This window comes from Aeromicrobium sp. (genome assembly GCF_047607065.1).
GTDB lineage: Bacteria > Actinomycetota > Actinomycetes > Propionibacteriales > Nocardioidaceae > Aeromicrobium.
In genome coordinates this window covers 1-22550 of sequence record NZ_JASGDU010000052.1, presented here as the reverse complement: position 1 = coordinate 22550, position 22550 = coordinate 1, and the positions used below count along the sequence as shown (strand labels likewise).

The 22550-nt window shown below is 69.4% G+C and carries 18 protein-coding genes; 15 read left to right on the top strand and 3 right to left on the bottom strand.

The features are described 5' to 3' along the window. Positions 1-107: 107 nt before the first annotated feature. The 12 genes from QM597_RS08475 (at position 108) to QM597_RS08420 (ending at position 12977) form a co-directional block, all read left to right on the top strand. Positions 108-1280 carry an amidohydrolase gene (locus QM597_RS08475; protein ID WP_415004439.1) on the top strand — a complete coding sequence of 391 codons (1173 nt, stop codon included), beginning with the start codon at positions 108-110 and terminating at the stop codon, positions 1278-1280. 94 nt (positions 1281-1374) lie between these two features. Beyond that, a complete protein-coding gene (locus tag QM597_RS08470) occupies positions 1375-2448 on the top strand; it encodes a BMP family lipoprotein (RefSeq protein WP_415004438.1) in 1074 nt (357 codons plus the stop codon). Between the two features lie 156 nt (positions 2449-2604). Further along, positions 2605-4104 carry an ABC transporter ATP-binding protein gene (locus QM597_RS08465; RefSeq protein ID WP_415004468.1) on the top strand — a complete coding sequence of 500 codons (1500 nt, stop codon included), beginning with the start codon at positions 2605-2607 and terminating at the stop codon, positions 4102-4104. A 121-nt stretch (positions 4105-4225) separates the two neighbouring features. Then, a complete protein-coding gene (locus tag QM597_RS08460; RefSeq protein WP_415004437.1) occupies positions 4226-5323 on the top strand; it encodes an ABC transporter permease in 1098 nt (365 codons plus the stop codon). Between the two features lie 79 nt (positions 5324-5402). Further along, complete coding sequence (locus QM597_RS08455; RefSeq protein ID WP_415004436.1) at positions 5403-6650, top strand: ABC transporter permease; 1248 nt, start codon at positions 5403-5405, stop codon at positions 6648-6650. Between the two features lie 8 nt (positions 6651-6658). After that, complete coding sequence (locus QM597_RS08450) at positions 6659-7093, top strand: cytidine deaminase (protein WP_415004467.1); 435 nt, start codon at positions 6659-6661, stop codon at positions 7091-7093. Next, the gene (locus QM597_RS08445; RefSeq protein ID WP_415004435.1) at positions 7090-8274 is read left to right on the top strand and encodes a cytochrome P450; all 1185 of its coding nucleotides are present in this window, start codon (positions 7090-7092) and stop codon (positions 8272-8274) included. Before QM597_RS08450 ends, QM597_RS08445 begins: the two co-directional genes overlap by 4 nt. Further along, entirely contained in the window at positions 8267-9553 is a 1287-nt protein-coding gene (locus QM597_RS08440; protein ID WP_415004434.1) for a thymidine phosphorylase, read from the top strand. The genes QM597_RS08445 and QM597_RS08440 overlap by 8 nt, the downstream gene beginning before the upstream one ends. Positions 9554-9602: 49 nt before the next feature. After that, complete coding sequence (locus QM597_RS08435; protein WP_415004433.1) at positions 9603-10067, top strand: MaoC family dehydratase; 465 nt, start codon at positions 9603-9605, stop codon at positions 10065-10067. Beyond that, positions 10064-11185 (top strand): adenosine deaminase, encoded by a 1122-nt coding sequence (locus QM597_RS08430; RefSeq protein WP_415004432.1) that lies wholly within the window; start codon positions 10064-10066, stop codon positions 11183-11185. The genes QM597_RS08435 and QM597_RS08430 overlap by 4 nt, the downstream gene beginning before the upstream one ends. 29 nt (positions 11186-11214) lie before the next feature. After that, the gene (gene deoC, locus QM597_RS08425) at positions 11215-11946 is read left to right on the top strand and encodes a deoxyribose-phosphate aldolase (RefSeq protein ID WP_415004431.1); all 732 of its coding nucleotides are present in this window, start codon (positions 11215-11217) and stop codon (positions 11944-11946) included. A 38-nt stretch (positions 11947-11984) separates the two neighbouring features. Beyond that, a complete protein-coding gene (locus QM597_RS08420; RefSeq protein WP_415004430.1) occupies positions 11985-12977 on the top strand; it encodes an NADPH:quinone oxidoreductase family protein in 993 nt (330 codons plus the stop codon). Positions 12978-13185: 208 nt separating this feature from the next. Here the strand turns inward: QM597_RS08420 and QM597_RS08415 are convergent, their stop codons facing one another. Next, positions 13186-14814, bottom strand: coding sequence for a phospho-sugar mutase (locus QM597_RS08415; RefSeq protein WP_415004429.1), 1629 nt, complete (start codon positions 14812-14814; stop codon positions 13186-13188). A 14-nt stretch (positions 14815-14828) separates the two neighbouring features. Beyond that, positions 14829-15620, bottom strand: a complete 792-nt coding sequence (locus tag QM597_RS08410) for a purine-nucleoside phosphorylase (RefSeq protein WP_415004428.1) — start codon at positions 15618-15620, stop codon at positions 14829-14831. An 85-nt stretch (positions 15621-15705) separates the two neighbouring features. Here QM597_RS08410 and QM597_RS08405 point away from each other — a divergent pair, with 85 nt between their 5' ends. Further along, the gene (locus QM597_RS08405; RefSeq protein WP_415004427.1) at positions 15706-17094 is read left to right on the top strand and encodes an NAD(P)H-quinone dehydrogenase; all 1389 of its coding nucleotides are present in this window, start codon (positions 15706-15708) and stop codon (positions 17092-17094) included. 109 nt (positions 17095-17203) lie between these two features. Continuing rightward, positions 17204-19588, top strand: coding sequence for a peptidoglycan recognition protein (locus tag QM597_RS08400; protein ID WP_415004426.1), 2385 nt, complete (start codon positions 17204-17206; stop codon positions 19586-19588). 84 nt (positions 19589-19672) lie between these two features. Here the strand turns inward: QM597_RS08400 and QM597_RS08395 are convergent, their stop codons facing one another. Continuing rightward, on the bottom strand, positions 19673-21442 hold the full coding sequence (locus tag QM597_RS08395) for an acetyl/propionyl/methylcrotonyl-CoA carboxylase subunit alpha (RefSeq protein WP_415004466.1): 1770 nt from the start codon (positions 21440-21442) through the stop codon (positions 19673-19675). Positions 21443-21615: 173 nt separating this feature from the next. Here QM597_RS08395 and QM597_RS08390 point away from each other — a divergent pair. Then, positions 21616-22550, top strand: a 935-nt coding sequence (locus QM597_RS08390) for a serine/threonine-protein kinase (RefSeq protein ID WP_415004425.1), incomplete at its 3' end; no start/stop codon positions are given.

Here is a 22550-nt window from a genome sequence, read left to right as displayed (position 1 = left end):
GTACCTCAGGGACCGGGTTCTCGTATCTGGGAAGCAGGCTCTCGCGCGAGTCTCTCGGCCCTCGGATTGCGTCACGGCGGGGTGCGGAGTCGGCGTATTCTGGGGCGATGCCCGCTCTCGATGTCGTGAACCGCACGGTCGACGAGATCACCCCCGACCTCATCGACCTGCGCCGCGACATCCATGCGCACCCGGAGTTGTCGTGGGACGAGGAACGCACGACCGACGTGGTGGCGCAATGGCTGGACAAGCGCGGCATCGACCACGAGCGGTGGCCCGGTTCCACCGGCCTGGTGGCCGAGGTCGGGCGCTCTGACGGCCCCCTCGTCGCCCTGCGCGGCGACCTGGACGCCCTGCCCATCCCCGACACCACCGGGGACAGCTGGCGCTCCACCGTCGCCGGGGTCGCCCACGCCTGCGGGCACGACGTCCACATCTCCGGGCTGCTCGGCGCGGCCACCGCGCTGGCCGAGGCGCACCGCGTCACGCCGCTGCCGGTGCGGGTCCGGTTCGTCTTTCAGCCCGCTGAGGAGGTCATGCCCGGTGGTGCCCTGAAAATGCTGTCGCTCGGGGTGCTCAAGGGGGTCTCGCGCATCTTCGCCCTGCACTGCGACCCTTCCCTCGATGTCGGCCAGGTGGGCCTGCGCGAGGGACCCATCACCGGAGCCTCCGACCAGGTCACCGTCCGCCTGACCGGCCGCGGCGGCCACACCTCCCGGCCGCATCTGACCGAGGACCTCACCTATGCGCTCGGCAGCCTCATCACCCAGGTGCCGGCGGCACTCTCGCGGCGCTTCGATCCGCGGGCCGGTGTTTCGATGGTGTGGGGGCAGCTCGCCGCCGGTCACGCGCCCAATGTCATCCCCGCCGTCGGCGAGATGACCGGGACCCTGCGTACGTTGGAGGCCGACGCCTGGCACCGGGCCGAGAAGTTGGTGCGCGAGTTGATCGCCGACATCGTGCGGCCGTTCGGTGTCAGCGCCGAGGTGATCTACGTGCGCGGCGTGCCTCCGGTCGTCAACGACTTCGCGGCGACCGAGGCATTGCGTCAGGCCGTCACGCGCATGCTCGGGCCGGGAGCAGTGGCGAGCACCGCGCAGAGCCTCGGCGGGGAGGACTTCGCCTGGTATGTCGAGGCCGTGCCCGGCGCGATGGGACGCCTCGGGACGCGCACTCCGGGCGGTCCGACGTATGACCTCCACCAGGGCAACCTGCGTGTCGACGAACGCGCCATCGCCGTCGCCGCGCGGGTTTTGGCGGCGGCCGCGCTCGCTGGGTGACAAGTCGGTTACATCGTGGGCGATCGGTCCCGCGCTGGCCTAGAGTCGGGCGGAGGCCGGCAGACCGCCGTGCCGACACACCCGAGGAGGAACAGTGCGCCGATTCTCGACGTACGGCGTCGCCATTGCGACGTGCGGACTCATCCTGTCCGCGTGCGGCACCGCCGCCGACAAGGACACCGACGACGACAAGGCTGCCGAGTGCGAGCCGGTCCAGATCGAGGGCGACGCCAAGGTCGGCCTCGCCTACGATGTCGGAGGCCGTGGCGACCAGTCCTTCAACGATTCGGCCTACGCTGGTCTGGAGAAGGCCACGACCGAGTTCGGCGTGGAGTTCACCGAAGGCGAGGCCGCCCAGGACGAGTCCGAGGACGTCCGCGAGGAGCGCCTGCGCAACTTCGCCGACCAGGGCTACAACACCATCGTCGGCGTCGGTTTCGCCTACAGCGCGGCCGTCGACACGGTGGCCCCCGAGTACCCGAACGTCGCCTTCGCGGTGATCGACGGCTTCGACCCGACCGAGGACGACGTCAACTGCAACGTCGCCTACCTCGGCTTCGCCGAGCAGGAGGGTTCCTTCCTCGTCGGCGCGGCCGCGGCCCTGCAGTCCGAGACCGGCACCATCGGCTTCGTCGGCGGTGTCAACAACACGCTGATTCAGAAGTTCGAGGCCGGCTACCGCGCCGGTGCCGAGGCGGTCAACCCCGACATCACCGTCCTCACGAAGTACATCGAGGAGAAGGACACCAAGGGCTTCCAGGACCCCGCCGGCGGTCAGGCGGCCGCTGAGGCGCAGTACGCCGACGGTGCCGACATCGTGTTCCATGCGGCGGGCGCGTCGGGTACGGGCGTGTTCGACGCGGCGGTCGCGGCCGACAAGTGGGCCATCGGCGTCGACTCCGACCAGTTCCTCACCGCCGGTCCGGAGCAGGCCCCGCACATCCTCACCTCGATGCTCAAGCGGGTCGACACCGCGACGTACGAGTTCATCAAGTCGGCGGTCAATGGGGAGCCGGACCAGGGCTTCACCACCTTCACCCTGGCCGACGAGGGTGTCGGCTACTCGACGTCGGGCGACTTCCTGACGCCCGACACGATCGCGCAGCTGGAGGACTTCAAGGCGCAGATCATCGCCGGTGACATCAAGGTCCCCGACACGGTCGAGTAGTTCGGTCGTCACAGGGGCCTCGGCTCCTGGGGTGTGCCTCGAAGGGACTCGTATGGGTCCCTTCGAGGCGCACCCGTACCTCAGGGACCGGCCTGCGCGTCCCTGCCCCCGATCTGCGAGAGACTCCACGGAGGAGAGGATGTGTCGGTGACGAGTATGCACGTCGAAGCGCGCGGCATCGGCAAACGATTCCCCGGCGTGATCGCCAACCACGAAGTGTCCTTGGACATCCGCCCGCAGAGCGTCCACGCGCTGATCGGGGAGAACGGCGCGGGCAAGTCCACGCTGATGAAGATCCTCTACGGCGTGCAGTCGGCCGACGACGGCGAGATCCTCGTCGACGGGGTGCCGGTGACCTTCTCTTCGCCGACCGATGCCATCGCGGCCGGCATCGGCATGGTGTTCCAGCACTTCATGCTCGCCGACAACCTCACCGTCGCCGAGAACATCGTCCTCGGTGCCGAGAAGCGGCACGGCATCGGCGAGGCGGCCCGCCGTGAGATCCGCGCGATCTCCGAGCGCTTCGGCTTCGGCCTGGACCCCGACGCGCTGGTCGAGCGGCTCGGCGTCGCCGACCGTCAGCGCGTCGAGATCCTCAAAGTCCTCTACCGTGGTGCTCGCCTCATCATCCTTGACGAGCCGACTGCGGTGCTCGTGCCGCAGGAAGTCGACGCGCTGTTCGCCAACCTGCGCGAACTCGTCGGCCAGGGCTGCTCGGTCCTGTTCATCTCACACAAACTCGACGAGGTGCTGCAGATCGCCGATGACATCACGGTGATGCGTCGCGGCACGACGGTCGGCACTGCCGATCCGGCCACGGCCACCAAGCGCGCGCTGGCCGAACTCATGGTCGGTAGTGAGTTGCCGTCGCCGGAGACGTCAGAGTCGACCGTGACCGACCGGCCCGTGCTGCGGTTGACCGGGGTCACGTTGGCCGACGACACCGGCCGCGACGTGCTGCACGAGGTCTCCTTGACCGTGCATGCCGGCGAAGTCGTCGGCATCGCCGGGGTAGAGGGCAACGGCCAGTCCGAACTGGTGGAGGTGGTCATGGGTATGGTGCGGGCGCGCGCCGGGTCGATCCACCTCGGTGACGACGACATCACCGGCCTCAGCACGCGAGCGGTGCGCGACCTGGGCGTCGGCTTCATCCCCGAGGACCGGCACCGGCACGGCTGCGTCCTCGACTACCCGCTGTGGGAGAACCGCATCCTCGGGCATCAGACCTCGGCACCGGCGGTCAGGCGCGGCCTCATCAGCCGGGCCGGAGCGCGCGCGGACGCCCGCCGGATCGTGGAGGAGTTCGACGTGCGCACCCCCGGCGTGGAGACCTCGGCACGGGCGCTGTCGGGCGGCAACCAGCAGAAGTTCATCGTCGGCCGCGAGATGAGCGGTGCGCCGCAGCTGCTGATCGCCTCGCACCCGACCCGCGGCGTCGATGTCGGTGCCCAGGCGGCAATCTGGGACCACATTCGTGCCGCCCGGCGCGAGGGCCTCGGGGTGTTGCTGATCTCGGCCGACCTCGACGAGTTGATCGGCCTGTCGGACCGCTTGGAGGTCATCTTGCGCGGGCGGCTCACGGCACGTTGCGATCCGGCACGGGTTACCGCGAGCGACCTCGGCGAGGCCATGACCGGCGGAGGCGAGGCAGCATGAAGAGACACACGCTGGCTGAGGTGCGAGGAGCGCAGCGACGAGCCTCGAAGCCCACCGATGGCTCCCTTCGAGGCTCTCTCGTTCCTCGTTCGCACCTCAATGACCGAGCGGCGGTGGCGGCATGAAGCGGAAAGTCCTTGACCTGGTATGGGGGGCGCTGGTGCCGCCGCTGGTCGCCGTCGTCGGCGCAATGCTGGTCACCAGCGTGGTCATCGCGCTGTCGGGCGGATCGGCCGGCGACTTCCTCAGCACGATGGTCTCCCTGCCCAACGAGCGGGTGCGGCTGACCATCATCAACCAGTCGGCGATGCTGTCCATCGCGGCGTTTGCGGCGGCCATCGGCTTTCGCATGGGCCTGTTCAACATCGGGGTGGAGGGCCAGTACATCGTCGGCTCGTGTGCGGGGGCGTTCTTCGCCGGCAGCGGCGTGATACCCGGGCCGCTCAACATCGTGGCGACGCTGATCGTCGCTGCTGCGGCCGGAGCCGCGTACGCCTCCATCGCGGGCCTGCTCAAGGTGTTCCGCGGGGTCAGCGAGGTCATCAGCGCGATCATGCTCAACTACATCGCCGTGACGACGGCCGGTTATCTCGTGACGAAGTACGGCAAGGAGAGCGGCTACACCTACACGACCGAGAAGCTGCCGCCAGACAGCCAGCCGCTCGGCTTCAAGATCTTCCCCGACGCGCCCGGCGACGTGTGGGCGCTGTCGAGTTTGGCGATCATCATCGGCCTCGGCTACTGGTTCGCCCTGTCGCGCACCCGCTTCGGCTTCGAGTTGCGGGTCACCGGTGAGTCGGCGACCGCCGCCGCGGCCAGCGGTGTGAACGTGCGCCGCATGACCCTGGTCGCTATGGCGCTGTCCGGGGCCGTGGCGGGCCTGGTGTGGATGCCGGCCTACTTCGGTTCGGTACACACCTTCGGCCCGCCGGAGAACTTCCAGGCGGGACTGGGCTTCCTCGGTCTGGCGGTCGCGCTGCTGGGCCGCAATCGCACCCTGGGCATCTTCTTCGGCGCGATCCTGTTCGCCTACCTATCCGGGCAGTCCAACGCCCTGCAGTCGGCCGGGATAGCCAAGGACGTCATCGACATCACCCAGGGCATCGTCGTGCTCGCCGTGGTCGTGGCCTATGAGGTCATTGGACGACGGCGGGCCAAGGCCGAGGCCGAACGGGTGTCGCGACAGCTCGCCGCCGAGTCCGAGGCGGTGGCGGCATGAGCGAGCGTCAGCGAGCGAGTGAGAGGTGTCTTCTCATGCCGGCATCGCCTAGCGTGCGTTTTTCCGAGGCGGTGGCGGCATGAGCGCGGTGAACCCCAGTGCGGCGGTCATTCGCGCGCGCACCTTCCGTTCGACGTGGTGGCTGGCGGTGCTGGCCGCCCTGGTGACGGTGTCGATCGTGCGCCTCTACACCGGCGCGGACGCCCTCACCGCGCCGGGCACGCTGCGCGCCGCGCTCATCGGTGCCTGCCCGATCCTGCTGGCCGGTCTCGGCGGGCTGTGGGCCGAACGGGCCGGCGTGGTCAACATCGGGCTGGAGGGCCAGATGCTGCTCGGCACCTGGGGCGCGGCCTTCTTCGCCTACCACTACGGGCCGTTCGCGGGAGTGCTCGGCGCGGCGGTCATGGGACTGATCGGCGGGTTGCTGCACGCGGTCGCCACGGTCACCTTCGGCGTCGATCACATCATCTCCGGCGTCGCCGTCAACATCATCGGATTGGGAGCGGTCGGCTTCCTCGCCAAGACGACCTTCAACGGTCTGACCGGCGGAGGTCCGCGTAACCTCTCAGGCTATGCGACACCGCCGGACTTCACCGTGCCGTTCGTGGCCGACGGTGCGAACTGGCTCGCCGGGCGGCACTGGTTCGTGGTGTCCGACCTCGCCGGGGCGGTCGCGGGCCTGACGACGCGGGTCTCGCTGCTGACGGTCCTCGTGTTCGTGCTCGTCGGCCTCACCGCCTGGGCGTTGTGGCACACCGCGTTCGGCCTGCGGCTGCGTTCGTGCGGCGAGAATCCGCAGGCGGCCGAGACGCTCGGCGTGAACGTCTATCGCTACAAGTACATCGCCGTGCTCGTCTCGGGTGCGTTCGCCGGGTTGGGCGGTGCTTATCTGACGATGGTCGCCTCGTCGTCGTTCACGGTCGGGCAGACCGGCGGACGGGGCTACATCGGCCTGGCGTCGATGATCTTCGGCAACTGGCGTCCTGGCGGCGTGCTCACCGGATCGCTCATGTTCGGCTACACCGACGGCATCGCGCTGCTGTCGAGCAGCGGTGCCATCGTCCATGCGCTGCTGCTGCTCGTGGCCATCGGCCTGGCGGTGTACGCCGTCCTCAAGGTGCGCGGAGGCGAACCGGTGGCGGCCCTGGTGGTCGGGGCGATCTCGCTGGGAGCCTTCGTCTGGTACTTCGCCTCGGACTCGGTCGACGCGTCGTTCACGGGCATGACCCCGTATGTGGTGACGCTATTCGTGCTCGCTGTCGCCTCGCAGCGGCTCCGTATGCCCGCAGCCGACGGCAAACCCTATCGACGAGGAGGGGCGGGGTAGTGGTGGATCTGGGTTCGACCGGACTGGGTATCCGAGGCGCAGGGGAGCCGGTCGACTGGGAGGCGCTGACCCGGTATGCCACTGAGGTCATGGCGCGCGCCTATGCGCCCTATTCCGGCTACAAGGTCGGCGTCGCGGGCCTGGTCGATGACGGCCGGGTGGTCCTGGGCTGCAATGTCGAGAATGCCGCCTACGGGGTGGCCCTATGCGCCGAGTGCGGCATGGTCTCGGCTCTCCACGCCACCGGCGGCGGACGGCTGATCGCCGTGGCCTGCGTGGATGCACAGGGTCGCCCGCTCATGCCGTGCGGCCGGTGCCGCCAGCTGCTGTGGGAGAACGGCGGGCCGGATTTGCAGTTGCAGACCGCCTCGGGCATCAAGCCCATGAGCGAGGTGCTGCCCGACGCCTTCGACGTCACTGACCTGGAGAAGCCGGGGTGGTGACTACCGATCTCGACCTGACCGATCCGGCCTTCGTCGCCGACCCGTATCCGGCGCTGGCCGAACTGAGGGCCGCCGGCGAGTTGCTGTGGCACTCCCCGAGCGGCCGCTGGCTGGCCACCACGCACGGCGCGGTCAGCGCGGTGCTGCGCCATCGCGCCTTCGGGCGGATCTGGGTCGACCACGAGCCGACCGGCCGTATGGAGCCGTTCAACACGCTGCACCGCAATCAGCTCATGGAGAACGAGCCGCCGGAGCACACCCGGATGCGGCGGCTGCTGGCCGGGGCGTTCGGGCGCGGCCACGTCGAACGGATGCGGCCGCGAATCGAGTCGCTGGCCGCCGAGATGGCCGGCCGGCTCGGGCCGCGGGCCGATCTGCTGGCCGACTTCGCCGAGCCGCTGCCGGTGTTCGTCATCGCCGACCTGCTGGGTTTCCCGCGCGAGGATCACGTGTCGCTGCGGGAGTGGTCGCAGGCCATCGTGCATATGTACGAGCCGTCCGTCGACGAGGCCACCAAGCAGGCCGCAGTCGAGGCGAGCACGGCCTTCGCCGACTACGTCCGCGCAGTCATCGACGAGCGGCGCGGCCGTCCGGGCGACGATCTGGTCACTGATCTCATCGCCGCGCGCGACGAGGGGGAGAAACTGTCCGACGAAGAGCTGGTGGCGACGGTCGTCCTACTGCTCAACGCCGGTCACGAAGCCTCGGTCAACACCTTCGGCAACGGGCTGGTGGCGTTGCTGGCGCATCCGGACCAGGAGGCGCGCGTCCGCTCCGGCGCGGTGGATGTGCCCACGGCGCTGGAGGAGCTGATCCGCTACGACGCGCCGCTGCAGCTGTTCGAGCGCACGGCCACAGGCGACGCCGAGATCGTGGGGACCCCGGTGCGGGCCGGGCAGAAGGTGGCCTGCCTCATGGGTTCGGCCAACCGCGACGAGGCAGTGTTCGAGCGGGCCGACGCCTTCGACGTGGCCCGCGACCCGAACCCGCACGTGGGCTTCGGCCTGGGCCGTCACTTCTGCCTCGGCGCGCCGCTGGCCCGGCTGGAACTGGGTATCAGCCTGCGCGTGCTGCTGGAGCACTTCGGCCGCATCGAGCTGGTCGAGTCCCCGCGCCGCCCCACCTGGGTCCTGCGCGGCTATGCGAGCCTGGTCTGTGACTTGGGGGAGCGACATGACTGAACCGTTCGATGCCGTCGAGGTCATCGCGGCCAAGCGCGACGGGCATCGGCTGGACGATGCGCGGATCGACTGGGTCGTCGATGCGTTCACGCGGGGCGTGGTCGCGCCCGAGCAGATGTCCGCGCTCGCTATGGCGATCCTGCTCAACGGCATGGACCGCGCCGAGATCGCGCGCTGGACCGCCGCCATGATCGCCTCGGGCGAACGCATGGATTTTTCCGGCCTGAGCCGGCCGACCGCCGACAAGCACTCCACGGGCGGTGTCGGCGACAAGATCACCCTGCCGCTGGCCCCGCTCGTGGCCGCCTGCGGCGTCGCCGTCCCGCAACTGTCGGGCCGGGGCCTCGGTCACACCGGCGGCACGCTCGACAAACTCGAATCCATCCCCGGATGGCGCGCCGACCTGACGAACGAGCGCGTGGTCGCGCAGCTGGAGGACGTCGGTGCCGTGATCTGCGCGGCCGGCAGCGGCCTGGCCCCGGCCGACAAGAAGCTCTACGCCCTGCGCGACGTGACCGGGACCGTCGAGGCGATCCCGCTCATCGCCAGTTCGATTATGAGCAAGAAGATCGCCGAGGGCACCGGGGCGCTGGTCCTGGACGTCAAGGTCGGCAGCGGTGCCTTTATGAAGCATCTCGATCAGGCGCGCGAACTGGCCGAGACGATGGTGGCGCTCGGCACCGACGCGGGCGTCTCGACCGTGGCGCTGCTGACCGACATGTCCACGCCGCTCGGGCGGACGGCCGGCAACGCCGTCGAGGTGGCCGAGTCCGTCGAGGTGCTGGCCGGCGGCGGTCCGCGTGATGTGGTCGACCTGACCCTCGCGCTGGCGCGGGAGATGGTGACGGCGGCTGGGCGCGGCGATGTGGACCCGGCCGATGCGCTCGCCGACGGCCGCGCGATGGACGTGTGGCGTCGCATGATCGCCGCCCAAGGAGGCGACCCTGATGCGCCCCTGCCGACACCGCGAGAGACCCACGTGCTCACCGCGCCCGGAGACGGGGTGCTGACCCGGCTGGACGCGCTCGCGGTGGGGGTCGCCGCCTGGCGTCTCGGTGCGGGCCGCTCTGGGCCGGGGGAGCAGGTGCAGGCGGCTGCGGGGGTCGTCCTGCACGCGAAGCCCGGCGAGCAGGTCCGCGCCGGACAGCCGCTCATCGAGTTGCACACCGACACCCCGGAGCGGTTCGCGCGGGCTATGGAGGCGCTGGACGGGGCCTTCGAGATCGGCGGCGACGCGCCCGAGGCGCCCGAGTCGGTCGTCTTGGCTCGGGTGGACTGAATCTCGGTTAGGGTCGAAGCGCCATGAGGAACTACCCCGGATGTGACTGATGAAGGTGTTCAACGACGCCGCCGAAATCGCCGCCGCAGCGGGCACGCGACTCGGATCGAGCGAGTGGCTGACGATCACGCAGGACCGCATCGACCTGTTCGCCGACGCTACCGGGGACCGGCAGTGGATCCACATCGACGCCGAGCGGGCGGCCGAAGGACCGTTCGGCACGATCATCGCCCACGGCTATCTGACCTTGTCGCTGCTGCCTTTCCTGGGCGCCCAGGTCTACGCCTTCGCGGGCCATGTGGCCCGGGTCAACTACGGGCTGAACGCGGTGCGTTTCATCACTCCGGTCCGCGTGCGCTCGAAGGTTCGCGTGACCATCGACCTGCTGCGGGTCGAGGACATCGAGAAGGGCCAGCGGGCCACACTGCGGCACACCGTCGAGATTCGCGGCGAGGACCGCCCGGCGTGCGTCGCCGAGACGGTGGTGCTCCTGATGGAAGGCGGCCGGGCATGAGCGGTACCGGCGCGACCCGGCGCGGCGGCGGCACACCGGCCACGCCGGAGCAGATCGCCGCAGCGCCCAAGGTGGCGCTGCACGAGCACCTCGACGGCGGCCTGCGTCCCTCGACGGTGGCCGAGATCGCCGCCGAGATCGGCCACGACCTGCCGGCGCAGGGTGCCGAGGCGCTCGCCGCCTGGTTCGCCGAGGCGGCGTCGTCCGGGTCGCTGCCGCAGTATCTGGAGACCTTCGAGCACACCGTCGCGGTCATGCAGCGTCCCGAAGACCTCGCCCGCGTCGCACGCGAGGCCGTGCTCGACCTCGCCCGTGACGGCGTGGTCTACGCCGAGTTGCGCTGGGCACCCGAGCAGCATGTGCGCGGCGGGTTGACGCTGGCGCAGACCGTCGAGGCGGTGCGCTCCGGCATCGCCGAGGGCCGGGCCGAGGCGCGCGCGGAGGGACGCAAGATCGTCGTCGGCCAGCTGCTGACCGCGATGCGGCACGCCGACCGGGGCGTCGAGATCGCCGAACTCGTCGTGCGGTACCGCGATCAGGGCGTGGCCGGTTTCGACATCGCCGGTGCCGAGGACGGTTTCCCGCCGATCCTGCACCTGGAGGCTTTCGAGTATCTGCGCCGCGAGAACGCCCGCTTCACGATTCACGCGGGCGAGGCCTTCGGGCTGCCGTCGATCTGGCAGGCGGTGCAGCGCTGTGGTGCCGACCGGCTGGGTCACGGCGTGCGCATCGTCGACGACATCGATTTCGACGCCCCCGGCGGCCCGCGGCTCGGGCGGTTGGCCTCCTATCTGCGGGACTGCCGCATCCCTTTGGAGATGTGCCCGTCCTCGAACTTGCAGACCGGGGCCGTGCCCGGCATGACCTCCCTCGCCGACCACCCCATCAGCCCGCTGGCCGACCTGGGCTTTCGGGTGACGATCAACTGCGACAACCGGCTGATGAGTAACACCTCGTTGAGTAAGGAGATGGGCCTGCTCGCCGACGCCTTCGGCTACGGGGTGGATGATCTGCGGTGGTTCACGATCAACGCGATGAAGAGCGCCTTCTTGCCGTTCGACCAGCGCCTCGCCCTGATCGAGGACGTCATCAAGCCCGGCTACGCGGCCCTCGGCTGACCGCACCGCCGCGCGCCTAGGATGGCGGTATGCCTGAGACCGCCGACCCCATCGTGACGGCCGCCGAGATCGCCGCGCTCATCGACCATGCCATCCTCAAGCCCGACCTGACGCGGGCCGAGGTCGACGCGGACCTCGACATGGCGGCCCGGTACGGCATTTTCAGCGTCTGCGTGCGCCCGAGCGACGTGGCTCACGCGGTGCGGCGGCTGTCCGGCAGCGGGGTCGCGGTCGGCACCGTGATCGGCTTCCCGCACGGCACCACCACGACGCAGGCCAAGGCCGCCGAGACCGTACAGGCGCTGGCCGACGGGGCGGTCGAGTTCGACATGGTGCTCAACATCGGTCGGCTCCGGTCGGGCCTCATCGGCGACGTCGAGGCCGATATCGCCGCCGTGGTCGAGGCCGCCGCCGGCCACGTCGTCAAGGTCATCCTCGAGACGGCGCTGCTGGACGAGGAGCAGATCGCGGCCGGTTCGCAGGCCGCCGAGCGCGCCGGGGCGGCCTTCGTCAAGACCTCGACGGGCTTCGCCGGGGGAGGAGCCACCGTCGACCACCTCAGGCTGATGCGCGCGAGCGTCGGGCCACGGGTCCAGGTGAAGGCCTCCGGCGGGGTGCGCGACCTCGACACGCTGCTGGCGATGCGCGAGGTCGGGGTGAGCCGTTTCGGCACCAGTGCGACGGCGACGATCCTCGACGATGCCGCCGCGCGCGAGGCCGGCGGACCTGGCACGGGTGCCAGCGACACCTCCTCGTACTGACCGCGTTAGGTACATCACCGGTTCTCTAGGGTGGGGCCATGCGTGCGATCCAGATCACCAGCCTCGACGGTCCCGAGGCCGTCGAACTCGTCGACATCGAGACCCCCGACGCGACCGGGCGCGTCCTGATCGATGTCAAGGCCGCGGGTGTGGCATTCCCCGAACTGCTGCAGACCCGCGGCCGGTACCAGCTGAAGCCGCCGCTGCCCTTCGTGCCGGGGGCCGAGGTCGCCGGCGTCGTCGTCTCGGCCCCTGAGGGCAGCGGGTTCGCCGCCGGCGACCGGGTGGCCGCGCTCCCGCTGCTGGGCGGTTTCGCCGAGCAGGTGGTCGCCGATCCGACGCTGACCTTCCCGCTGCCGGGCGACGTCTCCTTCGAGGTCGGCGCCTCCTACATCTTCAACTACGGTACGGCCTACTTCGCCCTGGTCGAGCGCGGCGGCCTGGCCCCTGGCGAGTCGGTACTCGTCCACGGGGCTGCGGGCGGCATCGGCACCGCCTCGATCCAGGTGGCGAAGGCCTTCGGCGCGGGCCGGGTCGTGGCGGTCGTGTCTTCGCCGGACAAAGGCGAACTCGCCGTCGCCGCAGGCGCAGACGCCTGGGTCCCCTCCGACGACTTCAAGGCCGCAGTCATGGACGATCCGGAACTCGACGGCATCGACATCGTGGTCGATCCGGTCGGCAACCCGCCCGGAAGCCAGCCCGGCAAGGACCGCTTCACCGACTCCCTGCGCTGCCTGGCCGACGACGGCCGGCTGCTGGTGATCGGCTTCGCTGCGGGCGAGATCCCGACGGTCCAGGCCAACCGGCTGCTGCTCAACAACGTCAGCGTGGTCGGCGTCGGCTGGGGTGCCTACTGCCTCAAGCGGCCCGGTTCCATCGGTGCCCAGTGGCAGGCGATGGCACCGCACCTGGCCTCGGGCGTGATCGCGCCCGTCGTGGGTCCGACCTTCCCGCTGGAATCGGCGGCGCAGGCGCTGCTGGAGCTGGAGTCGCGCCGAGCCACGGGCAAGGTCGTCCTGACGCTGCCCTGACCGGTTCGGCTCAGGGAAGTGCTGATTTATTCGGGTTGTGTGCCGCCTGCCGGTCCCTGAGGTGCGAGCTTGCGAGCCTCGAAGGGACCCGCCCACGGCAGGCTTCGCCCTTCGAGGCTCGTCGCAAGCTCCTCGCACCTCAGGACCCGGCTCCGCTCGTTCCTCGCTCCGCACCTCAATGACCGGGTTCCTCCTATCTGCGCACCTCTCAGAAACCGAGGGCGGCTCGCAGGTCGGTGCGGATCGCGGCCAGGTGCGCCGCCGCTCGCTCACGAGCCGCAGCCAGGTCGTCACCGGCCGACTCGACCACCTCGACGTAGCACTTGAGTTTCGGCTCGGTGCCCGACGGGCGGCAGATCACCCGTGCGCCGCCGGCCAAGCCGAGCCGGATCCCGTCGGTGGGCGGCAGCCCGGCGTAGCCGTCGGCGAGGTCGTCGACGGCGGTGACCTCCAGCGCGCCGAGAGAAGCCGGCGGGGCGGTGCGCAGGACGTTCATGGCCCGCGCGATCACGGCCGGATCGTCGACGCGCACCGACACCTGCCCGGTCAGGTGGACGCCGTGCTCGCGGTGGATGTCGTCGAGCCGGTCCAGCACGGTGCGGCCCTCGGCGCGCAGGTCGCCGGCGAGCGCGATGACCGCGAGCGCTGCGGTGATGCCGTCCTTGTCACGGGTCAGGTGCGGCGAGACGCAGTAGCCGAGCGCCTCCTCGTAGCCGTAGGCGAGGTCGTCGATCTTGCCGATCCATTTGAACCCGGTGAGCGTCTGGCGCCAGGCGCGGCCGCAGGCGGCGGCCTGGCGGCCGAGCAGGCCGGAGGAGACCACGGAGGCGGCGTAGGTGCCGCTCACACCGCGCCGCAGCAGCAGATCGCCGAGGAGTGCGCCCACTTCGTCACCGGTCAGCATGCGCCAGCTGCCGTCGGTAGGGACGGCGACGGCGCATCGGTCGGCGTCGGGATCGTTGGCGATGACCAGATCTGCGGCAACATCGTCGGCCAGGGCCAGCGCGAGGTCCATCGCGCCCGGTTCCTCGGGGTTCGGGAAGGCGACGGTGGGGAAGTCTGGGTCGGGGTCGGCCTGCTCGGGCACGGTCACGACCGGGGCGAAACCGGCTTCGGCGACCGCGCGTTCGAGGGTCGCGCGGCCGACGCCGTGGATCGGCGTGTAGACCGCCGTCACCGGCGGGCGCTGCGGGTCGCTCGGCACGGTGGCTGCGGCGGCGGTCACATAGGCGGCAGCCACCTCCTCGCCGGCGACCTCGTAGCCGGTGCCGCGCGGCAGTTCGTCGACCCGGCCGGCCCGGTCGATGGCCTGGGATATCTCGGTGTCGGCGGGCGGGACGATCTGGCTGGTGTCGCCCAGATACACCTTGTAGCCGTTGTCGCGCGGGGGGTTGTGCGAGGCCGTGACCATGACCCCCGCGCTCGCTTCCAGGTGGCCGATGGCGAAGGCGAGGACGGGCGTGGGGAGCGGTTCGGGCAGCAGCACCGCACGGACCCCGGCACCGGTCAGGATCTCGGCGGTGTCGCGCGCGAAGACGTCGGAGTTGTGGCGGGCGTCGTAGCCGATGACGACACGGGGACTGGTCTCGCGCGCCAGCAGGTAGGCGGCCAGGCCGGCGGCCGCCTGGGCCACGACGACGCGGTTCATGCGCATCGGCCCGGGCCCCAGCTCGCCGCGCAGCCCGGCGGTACCGAACTGGAGCCGGCCGGAGAAGCGTTCGGCGAGGGCCGCGTCGTCTCCCGCGTCCAGCAGCGCGTGCAGCTCGTCACGGGTCCGGGGATCGGGGTCCTGCGCCAGCCAGGCCTCGGCGCGGGCCAGCAGGTCGGGATCGGTCATCGTCGCGCTCCTCGTCACATCCGCGGCAGGATGTCGCCGAGCAGGCCGCCCATGCGGGTGGCGGCCAGCTGCCCGGCCTCCAGCACCTCGTCGTGATTGAGCGGTTCGCCGGTGGTGCCCGCAGCATGGTTGGTGACCAGGGAGATGCCCAGGACCTCCAGGCCCGCCTCGCGCGCGGCGATGGCCTCCAGCGCGGTCGACATGCCGACGAGGTGGCCGCCGATGGCGCGGATCATGCCGATCTCGGCGGGCGTCTCGTAGTGCGGTCCGGTGACCTGGGCGTAGACGCCCTCGGGCAGCGTCGGATCGACGGACCGGACGAGGTCGCGCAGACGCCGGGAGTAGACCTCCGTGAGGTCGACGAACCTCGCCCCGACCAGCGGCGAGGCGGCCGTCAGGTTGATGTGGTCGCTGATGAGCACGGGGGAGCCGGGCACCCATTCGGGCACCAGGCCGCCGCAGCCGTTGGTCAGGACGAGGGTGCCGACCCCGGCGGCGGCGGCGGTGCGCACGCCGTGGACGACCGCCTCGACGCCCTTCCCCTCGTAGTAGTGGGTGCGCCCGAGGAAGACCAGCACGCGGCGTTCGCCGAGACGCAGCGAGCGGACGGTTCCGCCGTGGCCGGCGACGGCCGGGGCGCTGAAGCCCGGCAGATCGGCGAGCGGGACCTCGAACTCCGGGGTGCCGAGGGCGTCGGCGGCCGGCATCCAGCCCGATCCCATGACGACGGCGATGTCGTGGTCGGTTCCTCCGGTGCGTTCGCGCAGGGCGTCGGCGGCGCGCCGGGCGTGGTCGTAGGGGTTCACCGGCCCACCCTACGACAGACATGACGCACCGGACTTTCGTCGGATGCCTCGGTCCGGCGGCCCGGCGGTGCGCCACAATGCGAGGGTGACTCCTCCTACTCCTCATGTGGCGATCATCGGCGGCGGCCCCGGCGGTTACGAGGCGGCGCTCGTTGCTGCGCGTTACGGCGCGAGCGTGACCATCGTCGAGCGCGACGGTTGGGGCGGTTCGACCGTGCTGACCGACTGCGTGCCGAGCAAGACCCTCATCGCGACGGCCGACGTTCTCACCGAGGTCGACGAATCGCGCGAACTCGGCGTCGAGTTGCCTTCGGGGGTCCACGCCGACCTCGCCCGGATCAACCGGCGCGTCCTCGATCTGGCCGCAGCGCAGTCGGCCGACATCGGCGAACGGCTGGCCTCCAGCGGCGTGCGCATCCTGCGGGGTGCCGGCCGCCTCGTCGATGCCACGACCGTCGAGGTCACCGCCCCCGGCGGGCATGACTCCGAACGGATCGTCGCCGACGCCGTGCTGGTCGCCACCGGTGCCCATCCCCGAGTCGTCGACTCGGCCCGGCCCGACGGCGAGCGCATCCTCACCTGGGAGCAGATCTACGGCCTCACCGAACTGCCCGAGCACCTGATCGTCGTCGGTTCCGGCGTGACCGGCGCGGAGTTCGCCAGCGCCTACAACGGCCTAGGCGTGCGGGTCACGCTCGTCTCCAGCCGTGACCGCGTGCTGCCCGGCGAGGACGCCGACGCTGCCGACACCATCGAGGACGTCTTCCGCCGCCGGGGAATGGAGGTGCTCGGGAACTCGCGCATGGCCTCGGTGGAGCGCGACGGCGATACCGTCCGGGTCACGCTGACCGGCGGCCGGGTCGTCTCCGGATCACACTGCCTGCTCGCCCTGGGGTCCATTCCGAACACCGAGGGCCTCGGGCTGGCCGGGCAGGGGGTGAGCCTCGACGACGGCGGGTTCATCGAGGTCGACCGGGTCTCACGCACGACGGCTCCGGGTATCTATGCCGCCGGCGACTGCACGGGCGTGTTCATGCTCGCATCCGTGGCGGCGCAGCAGGGACGCATCGCCATGTCCCACATCCTCGGCTCGGCGGTGCATCCGCTCGACCTTTCGCAGGTTTCCAGCAACATCTTCACCTCGCCGGAGATCGCCACCGTGGGGCTGTCGCAGAAGGCCATCGAGGAACAGGGCGTCGCCGCCGACGTGGCGATGCTTCCACTCGCAGCCAATCCACGGGCGAAGATGCAGGGCGTGCGCGACGGTTTCGTCAAGTTGTTCGCCCGGCGCGGCAGCGGCACGGTGCTCGGCGGCGTCATCGTCGGCCCGCGGGCCAGCGAGTTGATTCACGTCGTCTCGCTGGCGGTCACGAGTCATCTCACGGTCGATCAGGTCGCCAACGCCTTCACCGTCTACCCGTCGTTGTCGGGCACGGTCGCCGAGGTCGCGCGCCGCATCCACCGCGAGGAGTGAGGGGTCCGGCTTCTCGCGGCGCGATGTGACAGGGGTCCGCTGCATGTTGTCTAATCAACCAGGGTGGTGAAGCTTCCTTCGACTGTGCCGCCCGGATGGGGAGAGATGCATGTTTAGTCGACATCTGCGTTCGCTGCGAGTCCGCTCACGCCGCAGCCTCGGGCTGCGCCTGGCGTTCGTGGCCTTCGCGGCAGTGCTCATCAGTGGACTGCTGACGGCTGTGGTGGTCTCCGTCCGTTCAGACAACGAGGTCGACACCGAGGTTGCGCCCGCCGACGTGGAGAAGCAGAAATTCCCGGTCATCCCCGACGAAGAGCGTCCCGCCTACACCCCCGACGATGCTGCGGCCGTGGTCTCGGTCGACCCGGTCACCCCGACGATCCAGAACGGCACGATCGTCGCCGAACTCGAGCCGCACGACCTGCCCGGATTCGAGTTGCTCGGCGTCACCTGGACCGACGGGGTTCCTGCGGGGGTGGCCGAGGTGCAGGTGCGCTGGCGTCAAGACGGCACGTGGTCACCGTGGACGCTGCTCGACCCCGAGGACGGCGAGGTCGAGGGCGGGGTCCCCGGCACCGCCCCGAAGTGGGTCGGTCCGTCCGACGCCGCACAGGCGCGGGTGGTGGCCGCCGATGACATCGAACCGAAGGGTTTGACCCTCGTCACCGTCGATCCTGGCGAGACGCCGACGCTCACGCCGGCCGCGTCGGTGTCCCAGCCCTCCATCATCATGCGCAGCCAATGGGGTGCGCAGGCGTACGGAGGAAGCGGCTGTGGCTCGGCTCCCGCGAATGGCACCTTCACCGGCACGATCGTGCACCACACCGCCGGCAGCAACAGTTACACCGCCGCGCAGTCGGCGGGCATCGTCAAGTCGATCCAGGCCTATCACATGGACGGCCAAGGCTGGTGCGACATCGGCTACAACTTCCTCATCGACCGCTACGGCCAGATCTTCGAGGGCCGTGCGGGTGGCATTACCAATACCCCCTACGGTGCGCACGCGGGCAATACGGCGGTCAACGCCAATACGACTGGGGTTTCGCTCATGGGCGAATTCACCAGCGAGGTGCCCCCGGACGCGATGAAGAACTCCCTCGTGCAACTCATTGCCTGGCGTCACTCGCTGTTCAACGTGCCGGCGAAGGGTTCGTACTCCATCGGCGGCGTGACGATCCAGCGGATCGACGGGCACCGCAGCGTCAAGGCAACGGCCTGTCCGGGCCAGCAGGTTTTCAACTGGCTCAACGCCTCCGGCGGCCTGCGGGACCAGGTCGAAGCGGCGATATTGACCGGTTCCGTGGGTTTTGTCAAGGCACCAAATGACGACAAAGTGTATCTCCTGGCCAATGGCAATAAGCACCATGTTGTCGACGGTAGTGAATTTGCCGTTCTAGCTTCCCGGTTTGGAACTATCCAAACAATTGACGCCAGTGTTCTTTCTAGTTATCCCACTGGACCTTCGGCGACGCGTTATGCGCGCGATCAGCAGACCCAGACTTTGTACCTGCTGCATGCGGACGGCACGAAACACCGTTTTCCGACGATTGATCTCGTCGGCAAATACGGATACCAAGTTGACTCTTACTTGCCACTGACTACCGAGCAACTTGATAGATTCACGACTGGTGAAGAAGTGGGTTCTATCTTCGCCGTGGAATCCGGAAATGCCCTCTATCTCATGGATGGTTGGACTCGGCGACATATCACCACGTATGCCGCTTGGGTTCAGGTGCGTGGAACATCGACATCGGTCGCTCGCATGTCCGCTGGTAATGCGGCGCGATATTCCGTGGGTCCTGCGCTGCTGGAGCCGTCGGTCTTGGTCAAGGAGCAATCGTCGCCGTCGGTATATCTCAGCGTCAATGACAATGAGCTCGTGCACATTCCCTCCTTTGCTCTTGCTCGCGACATGGGGTCGAGTCGCCTCGTAACGGTGGGGGACGGGTTGTTGACAGGAAATCCGAAAGCGTCAGGGTCTCTTGGTCCTGCTTTCAGTTGTGGCAGTAGCGACTATCTTGTCGGCGACGGCAAAACTTTCAAGATCGAGAGTTGGGGTACGTCGGGCCTCACGCCCGTGAAAGTCTCGGACGAGGCGTGCCCTGCTTTTGATACCGCAGCCGAGACCTTGGAGCCACCCTTCTTCGTTAAGTCCACCTCAAATTCAGCTGTGTACCTGATCGAGCAGGGACAAATGCACCATGTCCGATCGTGGTCGCGTTTAGTTGAACTCGCGGCGGATGGCGACCCGAGGATATTGAGTTGGAGCGCTTCGGTGGTTGCGGCCTTCCCTGTGGGTGCTCCCGAACTCGCAGCGAATTCCTTCATCCAGTTCTCTGGGTTACCGGAGGTTTACCGAGGAAACGGCCGCACGATTCAGCACGTCTCCTCTTACGAGGCTTTGGTTCGACTCGGAGGAGGCAGTGTTCCGCCGATCGAGCAGTTACCTGCAGTGCAGAAGTCCTACTACACGGTGGGTTCGCCGATCTCCTGAGAGAAGACACGGGTGAACACGGAGAAGGCCCCGACCGCAGCAGCTGTGGTCGGGGCCTTCTCCGTGGGTGACGCGAATGAACGCTCAGGCGTCCTTGAGGTCGGCGATGACGGCGCCGGCACCGATGGTGGCACCCACCTCGGCGGCCAGGCCGGTCACGATGCCGGCCTTGTGGGCGTTGATCGGCTGTTCCATCTTCATCGCCTCGATGACGACGACCAGGTCGCCCTCGGCGACCTCCTGGCCCTCTTCGACGGCGAGCTTGACGACGGTGCCCTGCATCGGCGAGGTCAGCGAGTCGCCCGAGACCGCTGCTCCCGCACCGCCGCCGGCCTTGCGCTTGGCCTTCTTCTTGCCGGCCGCCGGGGCGGCACTGACACCGAGCGAACCGGGCAGCACGACCTCGAGGCGCTTGCCGCCCACCTCGACGACGACCCGCTCACGCTCGGCCGGCTCGTCTTGCCCTCCATCCAGCGCTGTGGCCGGCGTGGCGACATACGGCTCCAGCTGGTTGTCGTAGTCGGTCTCGATCCACGTCGTGTAGACGTCGAAGGAGCCTTCGGAAGCGTTGTAGGCGGGGTTGTCGAGCACGTCGCGGTGGAACGGGATGACCGTCGGCATGCCGTCGACCACGAACTCGTCCAGGGCGCGGCGTGAGCGCTCGATGGCCTGCTCGCGAGTGCGGCCGGTGACGATGAGCTTGGCGACGAGGGAGTCGAACGCGCCCGGGATGGTCTCGCCCTCGACGTAGCCCGAGTCCAGGCGGACGCCGGGACCCGACGGCGGCTCCCACGTGGTCAGGGTTCCGGGTGCGGGCAGGAAGCCGCGGCCGCCGTCCTCGGCGTTGATGCGGAACTCGATGGAGTGGCCGATGATCTCCGGGTCGTCGTAACCCAGCTCCTCGCCGGCAGCGATGCGGAACATCTCGCGGACGAGATCGATGCCGGTGACCTCTTCGGACACGCAGTGCTCGACCTGCAGGCGGGTGTTGACCTCGAGGAAGCTGATGGTGCCGTCGCGGGCCACGAGGAACTCGCAGGTTCCGGCGCCGACGTAACCGGCCTCCTTGAGGATCGCCTTCGAGGAGGTGTAGAGGCGTTCGAGCTGCTCGTCGGTCAGGAACGGCGCGGGCGCCTCCTCGACGAGCTTCTGGTGGCGGCGCTGCAGTGAGCAGTCGCGGGTCGAGACCACCACGACGTTGCCGTGGGAGTCGGCAAGACATTGTGTTTCGACGTGGCGCGGCTTGTCGAGGAACTTCTCGACGAGACACTCGCCGCGGCCGAAGGCGGTGACCGCCTCGCGGACGGCCGAGTCGTACAACTCGGGGATCTCCTCGAGCGTGCGGGCGACCTTGAGGCCGCGTCCGCCGCCGCCGAAGACCGCCTTGATGGCGACCGGCAGGCCGTGCTCGGTGGCGAAGGCGACGATCTCGTCGGCACCGGAGACTGCGTCCTTGAGGCCCGGCGCGAGCGGCGCGCCGGCGGCGAGGGCGATCTGCTTGGCCTTGGCCTTGTCGCCGAGGCCGTCGATGGCCTCCGGCGAGGGGCCGATCCAGATCAGCCCGGCGTCGATGACGGCCTGGGCGAACTCGGCGTTCTCGGCCAGGAAGCCGTAGCCGGGGTGGACGCTGTCGGCGCCGCTCTGGCGGGCGACGGCGATGATCTTCTCGATCGACAGGTAGGAGTCGGCCGGGGTGGCACCCTCCAGCGAGTAGGCCTCGTCGGCGAGGCGGACGAAGAGCGCGTCGCGGTCGGGTTCGGCGTAGACGGCCACGCTGCTGATGCCGGCGTCCTTGGCCGCACGGATCACGCGGACGGCGATCTCGCCACGGTTGGCGATCAGGACTTTGCGCAAGGGGGTGCTCACGAATCGATCTCCTCAGGAGCGTCAGGGCTGCCGATTGAGTCTAGGACAGGGCGTGTCCGGACGCCGAGCCGAGGTCGGACTCGCGTCAGAGGCGGCCTCTGGTAGGGGACGAGCACGCAGGGGACGGGTCGCTATCGGTGGCGGGACATTAGGCTGAACGGGTGGGTCAGGTGTTCGCCGGTCGCTACGAGTTCGTGGACCTCCTGGGGCGGGGAGGCATGGGCGACGTCTGGCGCGTCTGGGACCGGCGCGAGTGTGTGTACCGTGCCGCCAAACTTCAGCGCCAGGCCGACAGCGCCTCACTCCTGCGCTTCGTGCGCGAGTCCTCGACCCGCGTCGAGCATGCCCATGTCGTCGCCCCGACGGGATGGTCGGCCGAGGACGACACCGTGTTGTTCGCGATGCCGATCATCGACGGCGGATCGGTCGCCCAGGTGATCGCCGACCACGGTCCGCTGCCGCACGACTGGGTACGCGCGGTCGGCTTGCAGCTCTTCGCCGCGCTGCAAGCGGTGCATGACGCCGGACTCGTTCACCGCGACGTCAAGCCGGCCAATCTGCTGCTGGAGGCCACCGGCACCGGACCACCCGTGCTGCGGCTGTCCGACTTCGGGATCGCCGCAGTGCTCGACGAGCCTCGCCTCACCCGTGCCTGGGAGGTCGTGCATACGCCCGGTTACGCCGCGCCCGAGGCCTTCACGGTTGCCGACCCCGACCCGCGCCAGGATCTGTACTCCGCCGGAGTCGTCCTGATCGAGATGCTCACTGCGGTGCGCCCCGGTCATCACGGACTGATCGACGTGCCGCCCGGCCCCTTCGCGCCACTGCTCACCTGCCTCGTGGCGACCGATCCCGGCGACCGGCCAGCGAGCGCCGCCGCTGCCGCAGCGCTCCTGACGGAGATCCCCGTCGCGCCGTCGCCGGAGGAGTCCGTCGAGGTCTTCTCGCACCTACCCCCCTGGCCACAGGGATGGGGACCGAACGGACCGGACTCTAGTGCCGTCCCCCGGCCGGGTCCGGCGGCCCCCATGCCTATCGATGCGGTCGTCGCCGTGCCTCGTGCGACGCGGCGGGCCGCGCCGCCGCCCGCGCCGCC